Origin of the sequence: Okeania sp. SIO3I5 (assembly GCF_010672085.1) — a bacterium.
Classification (GTDB): Bacteria; Cyanobacteriota; Cyanobacteriia; order Cyanobacteriales; family Microcoleaceae; genus Trichodesmium.
Genome location: NZ_JAAHHT010000043.1, coordinates 42,628 through 55,718, shown reverse-complemented (window position 1 = coordinate 55,718; position 13,091 = coordinate 42,628). Strand labels below are relative to the sequence as shown.

Below are 13,091 nucleotides of genomic sequence, written 5' to 3'. Positions count from 1 at the left end.
TACTCCTATCTCCTATCTCCTGTCTCCTGTCTCCTGTCTCCTGACTCCTCCCTAATTATTTATAACTGTTCAACCGGACATGATATTACTTTTAACTTTTGACTTTTGATTTTTGAGTTTCTTTGTCATTACGCACTGGCAAAGAAGTCTCCATAATTTCCATCAACAACTCTAGTCGTGAACGGTGAGACAACATTGGTACCAAATTAGGCAGAGAGTAGTAGTCACCTTTGAAACTAAAAGTTTCCACTGGTACTTGCTTCTGCTTCAATTGACTTTCCACATAATTAGATGCATAATTACCCAAACGCACGATAACCACATTTGGCATCACCGCCAAGTCTCGACAATAAGCAGTGTAAGCATCAGCAAAATAGGGAGGATTATTTTCTCCTTCATCTGTCACCAGAATAAACTGTTCGACAACTTGCTTTTTGCGTCGCATTGCCTCCACAGCACAACCGCAACTTGTACCACCACCTGCGCGAATATGTCGGAAACCATGTTCCCAGTCACTCAACTCTGTACCTTTGGCAGTCACTAAGGAAGGCATAGTATCGAAAGCGTAGACAAATAAATCTGCTTCAGTAATACCAGAAATTAAAGCAGCAATACGTTTACCAACTTCGATCGCCTTTTCCATGGAACCAGACTTATCCACAAGTAAAGCAGTTGGGAGAGAAATTTTACCGCGTTTTTTGACTTGCTCGTTAGTCACCTGCTCTAACTTGGCAGCAGTTTCCGCATCAACTTGGGAAGCATCGGCAGCAACTTTAGCTTTATAAGCAGATACGCGATCGCTCTTTTGCGCCTCAGTCAATTTCTGATCTATTAACGCCTTTACCTCTGGGTGTTCCATTGCCCCACGAGCAGTCAGAGACTTCATGTTATTGATAATTTCTTGGGGAGACATAGAATTAATCAACGCTACTAATACAGTAGGTGTTAATTGTTTGACTGCTCCCACAGCAATAGTATAGGGAATGTTGTGTTCCACTATTAAAGCTGCTTGTTCTGCTGCTGTTTCTGTTTTTGCCAACTGCTTCAACATGAAAGCTAGACTATCTTCTGGAGGTCTTTCTTTAAATAAGATAGCATCAGCGCGAGAGTTGGGTTTAATGTGCAAGGTAGCATATAAGTGCTTCATTGCCTTGCGGTTACGGATAGCAGCGCGGTCAAAAAATTCGGTATTCTGTTCGCGCTTGCGCAAATAACGAGTCACAGCAGTACGCGCGGAACGTGGCATTTTATTTTGCTGTTGTTTCATAAAGTCTACAATCCGCGACACTTGGTAAGGCGGGAAATTTTGTAGCATTATGAAACCGGCATCTCGGTGTTCTGTCAGATTACTTGTTAGCAAGTTTCCTAGGAAGACTTCTTTATGATCGCGTACGTCACCGTTATTTTGATACCAAATTGCTAAATGTCCGTAAAAAATAGGGTCTAATTCAACAATTAATTGATGAATTTCTGCTACTTTTTCTAATTGACGGTGAGGAGTTGTAAGCAGACTATTAAGCATTTCTAAACGTAAATCGCGTTCATCATTATTCATCTTAATTTTATTCATTTTAACCACCCCTTTATTCAGTTATCAGTTATCAGTTAACAGTTATCAGTTAATATTTTTAAGGTTAAATGTAAAATTAATCATACATTTTAGAACCTATAACTGCTCGCTATTAACTGATTTAATTACAAAAAAATTAACTTTGAGGAGACAATTATCGTTGGCAGTTTTGCGGAGTATTAATATTAATATTTATGATGAATACACCGCGCAAGTTCAGAGAGTTTTGCTACCCATAAGCTGTATGTAAACTCTCTAGTTTAGGGCGCGAGATAATTGCTAATTTTTATAGCTTTCAGCATTCAGCGTTCAGCTTGAAAACTTTTGGTAGTCCCGATCGCGTAATAATAAACAATGCTCAAAATACGGGAGCGCCAATACGGGAGCGCCAATACGGGAGCAAGATGCTCCCACTGTTTTTGTAACAAAAATAATTACAATGCACCACCACCAAGTTTTTTTACAACGGTTTTAAATCTGGTTTTACCCAATTTTTTCGAGCTTCCCAAGACATCAAGTATTCTCTACTATAATATTCAAAAGGTAAAGCTGAATTTTTGTAAAAATTGACTAAATTATTTGCCATTTCTACAAAAGAATTGTTGGCTAAATTAATAGCTACATATTGCCGAACAATTTTCACCCAAAACATTGTAATTCTTTTAGCCACTATTTTTAGTCGTTTTAATACCCATCGACGCATTATATTTTTTGATGCGATCGCGAATATTATTTATCGCCTCTGACTCCGAGTAATTAGTCAAATACCAAAGGGCAACAATTAAATGTGCAGCATGATTCCAATTGTTTCTTGGTAAAGTATAATTATTGAATTCTCTGACAAGATTTTCTAAATCATTACTGGTGAAATAAACAGTTTTATTGCACATACAAAAATTATTTCAAAGAAACTATTGCTCCCAATTCCTCGAATTTTTGCTTAATCTGTTCGGCTTCTTGAATATTGACATGAGATTTAATAATTTGAGGTAAATTATCAACAACTTTTTTAGTTTCCTGTAAACTTCCAAAGAGATTTAAACTGCGTATCTCCTTAATAAAAGATATTTTTTTATTAGCAGGAAATCCCTCTAAAATAACGTCAAAAATAGTTTTGGGTTTCGGTTTTGCTTCAGGAGTATCTATATAGATAATGGGAGGTTTTACTATAACTCTAGGTTTGGAACTGACTTGAAAACAATCTTCTATTTGTTTCACCAATTCTGTAGCTTCCAACATTGTTATAGATTTTATTTGTTCTAATATTTCATCAGTTTTTATAGACATGATACCTTCTCCAAATAATAAAAATTTTATCTACTGAAAATTTCTCGACTAATTACTTAAAATAATTACTTTGCGCAAGTCAAAAAAGCTGTTTGTTTATAGGCAGGATTTGAACCTGCTAACCTCAAAGGAGGAGTTGCTTGATTATGAGTCAAGTGCCAAAAATTATTTCAAATAAACTGTTGCTCCCAATTCTTCAAATTTTTGCTTAATCTCTTCAGCTTCTTGAATATTGACATTAGATTTAATAATTTGGGGTAAATTATACAGAGAATCTCTTATTTCCCTTAAACCATTTTTATTCAATCTCCGTATCTCCTTAACTAAATAAATTAAACTGTTAGGGGGAAATTCTTCTAAAACTACATCAAAAATAGTTTTTAGTTCGGGATTATCTGTCTTATCATCATCCACAAGATCAATAGGTTTCACTACAGTAATTGGATCGACACTCAGTTGAAAATAATCTTCTATTTGTCTCACCAATTCTGTAGCTTCCAACGTTGTTATAGATTTTATTTGTTCCAATATTTCATCAGTTTTTATAGACATGATACCTTCTCCAAATAATAAAAATTTTATCTACTGAAAACTTATCGACTAATTACTTAAAATAATTACTTTGCGCAAGTCAAAAAAGCTGTTTATTCATACGCAGGATTTGAACCTACGAAATCCTTTTTTGGATTTGCTTGATTATGAGTCAAGTGCCTTAAACCACTAGGCTAGTATTTCAACAATTAATAATTAATAATGAATAATTAATAATTACCTCTCCTTGAAAAGAAGAGGATTAACTAATCATGAAAATTTTTATTTATTATCCCCTTAAAAGGCGAGGCTTTAAACCAAAATTTTTCGGTAAGCTTTTTTTGTTAGGGCGCAAAGTAGATATTTTGATTTTTGTCTAGCCTAACTGTTCATCAAACTATTTTGTTTTTGTTGATATTTATAAATTTTTTTTCATACATTTTTCTTTATTAAAAATCATCTCGCGCAAGTCAAGAAAGCTATTTGTATACACACAGGAATTAAACCTGCTTTTTCTTGCTTGTAAGTCAAGCGCCGTTTGGCTAGTATGTAAGCTTTCCCAGTTAGGGCGCGAGATGAAAATTAAATTTTTGAGAATTTATATTTAATTATATAAACTGACATTTTTTGACATTAATATTTGCTCTAATCATTCGTAAATTTGTTTTAAAATATGTGTCGTACTTGACTTTATTGTAATAGTTAAAATCATTTCGTGCAAGTCAAGAAAGCTATTGGTTTATACGCAGGACTTGTTCGCCGAAGGCGTTCCCGGAGGGTACCTGCATTAGCTTTCGCTAACTTGAACCTAAATCAAGCGCCTTTACCTTTTGGCTAGTATGTAAGCTTTCCTAGTTGGGGCGCGAAATGAATTTTTTTATGTTGATAAATTTGATAAATATGTTTTTTAAAATTAGGAATTAAAATCACTCCGCGCAAGTCAAGAAAGCTGTTGTTTCATACGCAGGATTTGAACCTGCTACAATTCGCGTTAAAGGCAAATGCTCTACCAAATGAGCTAGTATGTAAGCTTTCATTGTTAGGGCGCGGAGTGAATTTTTCAATGCTTTATTTAATGTCTTTCAACTTGAGCATTAAAACTAGAAAGAGTATTTTAAGAGATAGGAATTAAAATCACCTCGCGCAAGTCAAAAAAGCTGTTGTTTCATACGCAGGAATTGAACCTGCGACCTTTCGGTTAACTGCCGAGTGCTCTACCAAATGAGCTAGTATGTAAGCTTTCATTGTTAGGGCGCGAAGTGAAATTTTCCATGCTTTATTTAATCTATTCAAGCTGTTCAAACTTGAGTATTAAAAGTAAAAAGGGCATCTTAAGTGATAGGATTTTACTAAGTTTAAAAATTCTCTAAAAGCATAAATTGAATATTTAATTTTCTAGGTTCAGTGATGAGGCAACTTTGCCTCTTTATTTACCTTATATTTTTATACTACACAAATAATACAAAACTGTCAAGGGGGTGAGAAAAATTTTTTTTTAGAATGCAAAATTCAGAAATATTTATACTTAAAATTCTTTGCCATAAACAATATTAGTACGAACTTTACGGAAACCTACAGACTCATAAAGTCTATTTGCTCCCGACGGGTTTTCAGCGTCAACACCAAGTAACGCCTTATCCATGCCAACATCTCGTAACCGTTGCATTCCAGAAAGTAACATAGCTTTTCCTAACCCACGCTTACGAAAAGCACGCTGAGTCCCCAGGGTGTCTATCCAACCTTCTTTGCTTCCCTTGTACTCATTTTTTTCTGGGGAAATAGAACAATTGCAAAAAGCTGCAAATGTACCATCAGGAGCAATTACAACTGAGGTTAACTCTGGTTTATAGTTAGGGTTACTTACTATATATTCTACCTGTTCAACCTTCACTTCATGGAAGTTCCAATGATCGATAAATGTTTGATTGTACGCTTTCACCCATGCTTCTAGGAACTGTCGCTGCCCTACCTTACCAGAAAACTGTGGAGAGCAGTGAGAGTGCAATGTAAAACCTACAGGTAACTCAGGTTTAGATAGGGGTTCGACGAGCGATCGCTCCATTTCAAAAAAGTAACGGTTTGGAGTAAAACCACAGCTTTCTAATAATGCGATACGTTCAGTTTGATCGGCACGAATAGCAGAGCGCAAGGTTACAAATGTACCACTCTCAGCAGCAATCTCTCCTATTCGCTGTTCGCTCCATTTAATGATTTCTTGTTCTATACCTTTACCTCTGAAAATGGGATGAACTCTGAAATAGAGATGACTATCAATTGATTCTTTTAGCATCCCAATACCAATGAGTTGACCTTCTCCATCTTCCCAAAGGCGTATGTCACTATCCTTGTCTAGGTTCGGAGCGTTAAGCATTTGTCGCAGAACGGAAATAGATACCCATTCATCTAAGCGATCGACTGTTTCACAAGCTTGGAAAAGTTCGGCGATCGCCTCTAAATCATTTTCTCCCTGATAGGAGCGAGTTACTAACGTTTTCATAAATAATTCTGATAACCGATAACTGAAATGGCAGGGTGTCCGACGAGACTTGCACTCGCTTTCTTCGGCGTCACAAACCGACGTTTCGACTACTTCAACTTCAGACACCAAATGGAGACTAGGGGACTCGAACCCCTGTCACGACTGTGCAAGAGTCGTATGCTCCCACTACACCAAATCCCCAAATATTTTATAAGCAATTTTCTCTGCAAAAAAAATGTATTAACTTTCAGTCAAATACTTCGCACAAGTTGAAAAAGTAATGAATACAATACAGCCGTTCTTATCAGTTTTTAACCTGACAGTGAACGCGCTAATCTTTATCTCAGAAAGACTTAGAAAGCTTCACAATTAGTCGGTTACCCGAATATCGCTACCTTAGGACTGTTAGAAAATGTATGTATACTTTAAATTGATCACCTCTTTCAATCCTCTTCTCCCCAAACTAGACTGTACGGTATGACCTGAAGGCATTTAGTCTAAACTCCAGTAGAGGGGGTTATATCCCTCAAATAAAAACACAAGCACTTGCAACGGGGGAAAACAAGTATCAAAGTTAAATTTGAGGGGTGTTATGTCTTTTGTGTTCCCACCCCTACTAGCCAAGCTACATCAAAGGAAACTAAGAGCCAGGGGAATGATTCGTTTTGCTGCTTCTTTGCCAACTTCTATTGCTCCAGCTTCAGTGCTTTTTGTGAGGATAGACTGACTCCAGTTTTTGAGGTTGTTTTTGAAGGAAGGGTTTTGTTTTGCTTTGCTAGCTAGATTTTCTGCTGCTTTTTTTTCAGCTTCTTCTGTACTGTAGGTTTCTGAAAGTTGATCTAGAAGTTCTTGGATTTCTGTAGCAACTTCTGCTAGTGATTGTTTTTGTTCTTGAGTGTAGTTATGTTGATTAGCTTTTTGACTAGCATTATCTTTGACTATGCCAGCGTTGTTAGCAATATTTGCTCCTTGTTGGTAGTTATTAACTGTTTCATTACTATTTTCAGTCATAGAATTTGCTCCTATATTGAGTGGTTGACTTGTTGATATATTAATACTTACCCTGTCTATAAGGTCATTGAGTGTTTTTGTCTGTGGATGCTTAGTCTGAAGATTCTTGAGACTCTGACCATGACTTTGAGCTTCCTTTATGTCTAGCTTATAATGCTTTTTGACGTCTTCAAGTGCTAATTCGTACTTAGAGCTAAACTGTTTTATGAATTTTTCTTTTTTTAAATTACTTTTATATAAACCCACCTGAAAAGATAGATCACTGTTGTCTTTGATACTGAGTTCATTAATGGCTAGAAGCACAACATCATGTTCAACTTGTACCATTTTAAAGGCGTAGATAAAAGCATTCCAGTCAAACTCGTCTTCCTCATCAAAAATTATTTCTGCTGTTTGAGCTTTTAAACGTAAATAACGAATCAACCAAATGAATGCAACGAAAACAGTCACAACTAAAATTATGGATAATACTTTGAAAGCTAATTTAAGCTGCCCAAGATATCTAGTATGATTTTTTTCTCGTCTGATTAGGTTTGAGATGCTGTCGTACTTGTTTTCTAGTAGCTCTTCAATAATTCTTTCTGCTCCAGGAGTTTGAAGCACTCTGTCGACGAAATCACGCCATTCTTTCTCACTATCATGAAATGCGAGTCCATAGGGTTCAATACTTAAAAAGTTATTTTCAGGATATAAATAGTAATCATCTGGGTTATCTAAATACTTTTTTCTTTCTAATTCTGCTTCCAAAATTAAGCTATCAGTAGCATATGCTATAACTGATTCGTCCTTCAAATATTGTATTCCGCTCTTTCTTGTAGGAGGATCGGGAGGCTTCAGATAGGCTAGTCGATAGAGATTTTTAAGAACTGAATATGTCGTTGTATTTTTCAGGACACCAATATGTTCGTTTTCAAAAAGAAGATTTTTATTAACTCGATCTCGCTGATCTTTTTTGATCAAAAGTCTTGTCCCTGTCACAAAAAAAGGTTTAGAAAAAATAATGTTTTGATACCTTGGATGAACAAAATTATCGTCACTTACTTCTTCGGGAATACTATTTGGACCACATTCAATATCAATTTTTTTATTTCTTAATATATCAAATCTTTCTTTTTCTATGTCTCTTGGGCTAATATCCTTATACACAATTTTGATCGAATTAGGTTCAATTTCTTTTAAATTTTCCAATTCCTTTTTCAAAACCCCAGCCAACTCTACACAGAAGCCTCTCCAGCTATCGCTCTCTTTATAACTAATAGGATAGGAGTCAGATCTAACTCCAAAAATCAGAGTATTCTTATCCCCTTTCTTAAATTGTTCTAAAATTGAATCTTTATTACTATCTCTGATATCAGGTGTAATTTCCTGTGATACAACGGGTAGATTTACACTCAGCATTGCTCCCAAGGCAATCCAACTGAGCAAAAATATTTGTCTCATAGTGATTTAGCAAACTTTAGGCTCTAAATTTTGGTATTAACTCCAAGTTTCTTTCTCTTAAAAAGTACCCTGAATTAGCTCAGAAACTTGATTTTACTTATGCTCTATTGATTTAATTACTGTTTCCCCCATTGACAAGAGAAATCCGGACACAGTTGGAAATAGCACCCTCAAGGGCAATATTTGTTAGTTAAAAATAATCTTGCTACACCTACCAAATCGCCCATTCCCAAAGCCAATATGGATTTCTTATGAATTCGGGCCAAAAAACGGGTGAATCTTACAAAACTTTACAAGGTGTACGATTCGTTCTAAGTACTGGAGTTTAGACTATTAATTGATTTAGACTATTAATTGATTTTAACATCAACTATCTCAATCCGTCCCAGGAATTGAATAATTATTCAAGCTTTAGTCTAAACTCCAATTTATCAGTTAGGGTGCGAAGTCATTTCAGTTATCAGTTACTAAACAAAGTTTGATTTTGTATTTTTTTATTGCTATTCAAGTAGTTAAAAATCACTTCGTACAAGTCAAAAAAGCTGTTGATTCATACGCAGGAATTGAACCTGCTACACTTTGTTCTTGAGACAAATGCTCTACCAAATGAGCTAGTATGTAAGCTTTTTTTGTTGGGATACGAAGTGATTTTTAACCACTATTATTATGCTCCGCACAAGTCAATAAAGCGCTAAACAATAACGCTCTATCCATTGAGCTATATCCCCACAAAATATTCAAAGAGGGGATAGTAGGAGTCGAACCTACAACCTTTGGTTTAGCAGACCAAAATGTATGTACGCTTTACCAGTTAGGGTGCGGAACATTCTCAGATATTTCTGTTAAAGCCGAGGTTTTATTTAACCATAAACAGCTTCGGGACGAACAATTAAATCCCCACTTGGACGATGGTCTAAAACATAGGAATTAAAGCGTTCTTTACCCACATCAAAATATTGAGCTAGGCGTTCTTTAATAGCATTTTCTTTCATTTTGTCTGTGATGCCTAATTGATTTTCGGTAACATCATAAGAACGCCCTTCAAATCTAATATGAACCATACCAACACCTCCTAATTTTTTATCTGAAGAAAACAGAATATTTTTTTAGTTTATTTTCTACTTATTGCTGCTTAATAAAAGACCAAAACAAGAAACCGGGTTTATTACCCTAATTATTCTTTATTATGCTCCGCACAAGTCAACAAAGCTGAACATAAGCGCTCCCTGAGCTACATCGCCAAACAACATGGCGATGGTAGGACTTGAACCTACATTTACTCTCGTAAATCAAAATGTATGTACGCTTTACCAGTTAGGGTGCGGAACATTAGCGAAAGTCAAAACTATTAGTTATAAAAGATTTTAATTTCATCAATTTATCAATTTTCTAACACTTTTTTGTAGTGCTATTTTTGTGAAAATTCCGATTAATTAATTATTTAGTTTTCAAGGTGCAAATATGGCTTGTTTCTCTGGAGGTTGTTTACCTCTCCTTTAACTCCCACATCTCTATACTACATAAATAATACATTAGTGTCAAGGGGGTAGAAAAAATTTTTTTCAGGATATTGAAAGTTAGCTATATCAATGGATACAGGTAAATTACAGTTAGTAAAATATAGATATTCGGCCAAAAAGCTTCCATAAAATCTAAAATCTAAATTTACAAGAAAAGAGGGAGTAGGGAGCAGGGAGTAGGGGAAAAGAATTAATCAGAACTTACGGAGAACCTCCATATCTAGTAGGGGTAAATGCTCATTCTTCCCTCTACAAATAGGGTATTGTCTAAGAATTTGCCTAAGTCCTGATTAATGATTTCTGTGGGATAATGATTTTATTGGAGATATCTAATAGTTTAAGGAACAATAAAATGAGCGAAAAATCAGCAGCAGTTATCATAGGTGTTGGTTCAGAAGCAGGTTTAGGTGCCGCACTTGCTAAATATTTTGCTAACCAGGGTTTGCACGTTTTTGTTGCTAGTCGTAGCGCAGATAAACTACAGTTAATTGTCGAAAAGATCGCACAACAAGGGGGTACCGCAACTGCTGTTGTTACTGATGCAACAGCAGAACAGGATGTCGAACAACTATTTGCAGTTGTGGAAAAAGCAGGTTATCCTCTTGATATTGCTGTCTACAACGCAGGTAAAAATATTCCTGCACCCTTATTAGAAACAGACAGCGAAACCTTTATCAACCTTTGGCAACAAAATTGTTTTGGTGGATTTTTATTTGGAAAACAAGCGATCGCTACGATGAAAAAGCGACAACAAGGCACCCTGATTTTTACCGGAGCGACTGCATCCTTAAGAGGAAAACCACCTTTTACAGCATTCGGAGCAGCAAAAGCAGGTTTGAGAGCATTAGCTCAAGGGATGGCGCGAGAATTTGGTCCCGAAGGTATTCATGTTGCTCATGTCATTATTGATGGTGTTATTGATGGGGAAAAGTCTCGCACGAAGTTCCCAAATTTTGTTGCTCAAAAAGGTGAGGAAGGTTTATTACAACTTGAAGCGATCGCGGAAACCTATTGGGCAATTCACCAACAACATTCGAGTGCATGGACTCACGAACTTGATTTAAGACCATTTAAAGAGTCTTTTTAAAGAGTACAAAATTAACTCAAAAATCTAAATTCAAAAGTTAGCATAAACAGTTTGAGATAAATAAATTTTTTACCTCAAAAAAAGCATTTTTATTTCTTGTGTAGGTAGTATTGTATAATGGCAAGAGATTAAAAGTGCTTTCTTCTTTTTTCCAAATTATTAATTCTGCCAATGCTAAAAAAACTTTACGTCAACAATTTTAAATGTCTGGTTAACTTTGAAATTAAATTCTCAAATATAAATTTACTACTAGGAGCAAATGGTTCGGGAAAAACAACAGTTTTTGAAGTTTTGCATAAACTCCAAAAATTTATATTAGGAGAATTTGAAACTACGGGAAGATATTATCAAACCTCAGAAATTTTTCATCAGCAAGATTTAACTAGATGGCAAAACTCATCTATCCAGAAATTTGAATTAGAAATTGCAGGAAATGGAGGTACATATTTATATGTTCTAGAAATCGAATATCAAGATAATTCTTTTGCCAGAATGTATTCTGAAGAATTGATCTTTAACAACAAAACTCTATTTTTTTTCACTATCCATAATATTTACCCAGGAATTCCTACAGCATCAGTATTTCAAGAACATCCCAACAGTGGAGAAAATATTCTTGAATATTTTGATAATTCACGCTCAGGAGTAGGTTTGATTCCTGAAATATCAAAGCATGAAAAACTGACTTCCTTCAAAAAGCTAATTGCCAATTTTTTTATTGTTCAAATAAATCCTTTTGCTATGACTACAGAAAGTCATGGAGAAGCAAAACATCCTAATAAAAGTATGTCAAACTATGCTGCTTGGTACAGTCACTTATCCCAAGAATTTCTGAATCAAATAATTGAACTTACACTAGAATTGCAAAAAATAATCAAAGGTTTTAATTCCTTCCAAAATCAGAAATCTGGAGAAGCCAGAATTCTTTCGGCAATTTTTAATCTTCCCAGTAAAACATCTTATAAAATCAACGAATTATCAGAAGGTAAAAAAACATTAATTGCCCTATATACCTTACTATTTTGCACTCCAGAAACCGATTGTACTTTATGTATTGATGAACCAGAAAACTTTCTAGCTTTACCAGAAATACAACCTTGGCTAATGAAACTTTTTGACTATTGTCAGTCGAATCAAAAACAAGCAATATTAATTTCCCATCACCCATCTTTAATTAACTATTTAGCTAGTAATTCAGGTTATTGGTTTGAAAGACAAGAGAATCAACCTGTGCGGGTACAGAAAATTGTTGAAGAAGATGAAGAAGGTTTATCAATTGCCAAATTAATAGAGCTTAGATGGATTTATGATGATTGAATAAAAACTCATAATTGTAGGGGCGAATGGCAATTCGCATTGTAGGGGCGAATGGCAATTCGCCCTAAGCATTGTATGACGTTCAAAAAAATTATTTTACTCCTATAGTTTGACAGCGCTTTTCAGATTGATGAACCACATCGTTACAACCAAAACCCCGTAGGGACGTTCCATGGAACGTCCCTACTGTGGTCTACTGAAATGAAAACTGCTGTAATCCTGATTCTGACTCTTACCTTCTAAATTCATATTGCTAAAAATGACTAAAATAACAATTTTGTGTGAAGATATTGACCAAGAAAGATTTATTAGACAATATTTAATTTGCCGAGGTTTATCATCTAGAGATATTACTTGTTTCCCCAAAACTCCAGGGATGAAAGTTGAAAATAATAATGCTTTAATTTTAAAGTATTATCCCAAAATTTTAAAAAGTTACAGAAGCAGAAAAAATTCTCAAGATATTGCAGTAATAATAATGATTGATGCTGACGATAAAACTGTAGATGAAAGAATTCGCTCTCTGAATATGGCTGTGAATAAAGAAGAAGGAGACCGGAACAAAGATATGCGTTTACCTAATGAAAAAATAGCTATTTTTGTACCTGCCAGAAATATAGAAACTTGGTTTTCTTATATTAACGGTAATCAAGATTGTAATGAACAAGATGACTACAAAAATAAAACTCTAAATACCACAGAAAGAATTACATTAGCTGAAGCTTCAGCAAGAAAATTAGCATCCGATATTTGTCCTCAAGGACTTGATGAAAATGCTCCATATTCCCTACATCATGCTTGTAATGAACTGCAACGATTACAATTAGATAAGTGATAGTTTGTAGTAGA

General features: G+C 35.1%; 11 protein-coding genes and 6 tRNA genes. 3 read left to right on the top strand and 14 right to left on the bottom strand.

Going from position 1 to position 13,091, the window contains the following annotated elements:
- Positions 1 to 91: 91 nt before the first annotated feature.
- From F6K40_RS12985 to F6K40_RS12920, 14 genes are all read right to left on the bottom strand, one after another.
- A complete protein-coding gene (locus F6K40_RS12985) occupies positions 92 to 1,570 on the bottom strand; it encodes a hypothetical protein (protein ID WP_483143768.1) in 1,479 nt (492 codons plus the stop codon).
- A gap of 460 nt (positions 1,571 to 2,030) precedes the next feature.
- Positions 2,031 to 2,240: a hypothetical protein gene (locus F6K40_RS12980; RefSeq protein ID WP_293136387.1), complete on the bottom strand. Its 210-nt coding sequence runs from the start codon at positions 2,238 to 2,240 to the stop codon at positions 2,031 to 2,033.
- Complete coding sequence (locus F6K40_RS12975) at positions 2,233 to 2,460, bottom strand: hypothetical protein (protein ID WP_293136385.1); 228 nt, start codon at positions 2,458 to 2,460, stop codon at positions 2,233 to 2,235. Before F6K40_RS12975 ends, F6K40_RS12980 begins: the two co-directional genes overlap by 8 nt.
- 7 nt (positions 2,461 to 2,467) lie before the next feature.
- Positions 2,468 to 2,857, bottom strand: a complete 390-nt coding sequence (gene rplL, locus F6K40_RS12970) for a 50S ribosomal protein L7/L12 (protein WP_293136382.1) — start codon at positions 2,855 to 2,857, stop codon at positions 2,468 to 2,470.
- A gap of 165 nt (positions 2,858 to 3,022) precedes the next feature.
- Positions 3,023 to 3,409 carry a ribosomal protein L7/L12 gene (locus F6K40_RS12965; protein ID WP_293136380.1) on the bottom strand — a complete coding sequence of 129 codons (387 nt, stop codon included), beginning with the start codon at positions 3,407 to 3,409 and terminating at the stop codon, positions 3,023 to 3,025.
- Positions 3,410 to 3,507: 98 nt separating this feature from the next.
- Positions 3,508 to 3,591 (bottom strand) — tRNA-Met (locus F6K40_RS12960).
- A 960-nt stretch (positions 3,592 to 4,551) separates the two neighbouring features.
- Positions 4,552 to 4,625: transfer RNA gene (locus F6K40_RS12955), tRNA-Asn, on the bottom strand.
- A gap of 288 nt (positions 4,626 to 4,913) precedes the next feature.
- Positions 4,914 to 5,885 (bottom strand): GNAT family N-acetyltransferase, encoded by a 972-nt coding sequence (locus tag F6K40_RS12950; RefSeq protein ID WP_293136378.1) that lies wholly within the window; start codon positions 5,883 to 5,885, stop codon positions 4,914 to 4,916.
- Positions 5,886 to 5,919: 34 nt separating this feature from the next.
- A tRNA-His gene (locus F6K40_RS12945) sits at positions 5,920 to 5,993 on the bottom strand.
- Positions 5,994 to 5,997: 4 nt separating this feature from the next.
- Positions 5,998 to 6,068: transfer RNA gene (locus F6K40_RS12940), tRNA-Ala, on the bottom strand.
- 429 nt (positions 6,069 to 6,497) lie between these two features.
- A complete protein-coding gene (locus tag F6K40_RS12935) occupies positions 6,498 to 8,318 on the bottom strand; it encodes a type 2 periplasmic-binding domain-containing protein (protein ID WP_293136376.1) in 1,821 nt (606 codons plus the stop codon).
- Between the two features lie 551 nt (positions 8,319 to 8,869).
- Positions 8,870 to 8,939: transfer RNA gene (locus F6K40_RS12930), tRNA-Leu, on the bottom strand.
- A gap of 122 nt (positions 8,940 to 9,061) precedes the next feature.
- A tRNA-Ser gene (locus F6K40_RS12925) sits at positions 9,062 to 9,149 on the bottom strand.
- A gap of 29 nt (positions 9,150 to 9,178) precedes the next feature.
- Entirely contained in the window at positions 9,179 to 9,379 is a 201-nt protein-coding gene (locus F6K40_RS12920; protein WP_293136374.1) for a hypothetical protein, read from the bottom strand.
- 811 nt (positions 9,380 to 10,190) lie between these two features.
- Here F6K40_RS12920 and F6K40_RS12915 point away from each other — a divergent pair.
- The 3 genes from F6K40_RS12915 to F6K40_RS12905 all read left to right on the top strand — a co-directional run bounded on the left by F6K40_RS12915 (position 10,191) and on the right by F6K40_RS12905 (position 13,077).
- Positions 10,191 to 10,925: an SDR family NAD(P)-dependent oxidoreductase gene (locus tag F6K40_RS12915; protein ID WP_293136372.1), complete on the top strand. Its 735-nt coding sequence runs from the start codon at positions 10,191 to 10,193 to the stop codon at positions 10,923 to 10,925.
- A 171-nt stretch (positions 10,926 to 11,096) separates the two neighbouring features.
- Positions 11,097 to 12,242, top strand: a complete 1,146-nt coding sequence (locus F6K40_RS12910; RefSeq protein WP_293136370.1) for an AAA family ATPase — start codon at positions 11,097 to 11,099, stop codon at positions 12,240 to 12,242.
- A 259-nt stretch (positions 12,243 to 12,501) separates the two neighbouring features.
- Positions 12,502 to 13,077, top strand: a complete 576-nt coding sequence (locus F6K40_RS12905) for a hypothetical protein (protein ID WP_293136368.1) — start codon at positions 12,502 to 12,504, stop codon at positions 13,075 to 13,077.
- The last annotated feature ends 14 nt before the right edge of the window (positions 13,078 to 13,091 follow it).

Bases quoted from the DNA above. Each gene is read 5' to 3' on its own strand.
- F6K40_RS12985 (WP_483143768.1), bottom strand. From the start codon at position 1,570: ATGAATAAAATTAAGATGAATAATGATGAACGCGATTTACGTTTAGAA.
- F6K40_RS12975 (WP_293136385.1), bottom strand. From the start codon at position 2,460: ATGTGCAATAAAACTGTTTATTTCACCAGTAATGATTTAGAAAATCTT.
- rplL (WP_293136382.1), bottom strand. From the start codon at position 2,857: ATGTCTATAAAAACTGATGAAATATTAGAACAAATAAAATCTATAACA.
- F6K40_RS12965 (WP_293136380.1), bottom strand. From the start codon at position 3,409: ATGTCTATAAAAACTGATGAAATATTGGAACAAATAAAATCTATAACA.
- F6K40_RS12950 (WP_293136378.1), bottom strand. From the start codon at position 5,885: ATGAAAACGTTAGTAACTCGCTCCTATCAGGGAGAAAATGATTTAGAG.
- F6K40_RS12935 (WP_293136376.1), bottom strand. From the start codon at position 8,318: ATGAGACAAATATTTTTGCTCAGTTGGATTGCCTTGGGAGCAATGCTG.
- F6K40_RS12920 (WP_293136374.1), bottom strand. From the start codon at position 9,379: ATGGTTCATATTAGATTTGAAGGGCGTTCTTATGATGTTACCGAAAAT.
- F6K40_RS12915 (WP_293136372.1), top strand. From the start codon at position 10,191: ATGAGCGAAAAATCAGCAGCAGTTATCATAGGTGTTGGTTCAGAAGCA.
- F6K40_RS12910 (WP_293136370.1), top strand. From the start codon at position 11,097: ATGCTAAAAAAACTTTACGTCAACAATTTTAAATGTCTGGTTAACTTT.
- F6K40_RS12905 (WP_293136368.1), top strand. From the start codon at position 12,502: ATGACTAAAATAACAATTTTGTGTGAAGATATTGACCAAGAAAGATTT.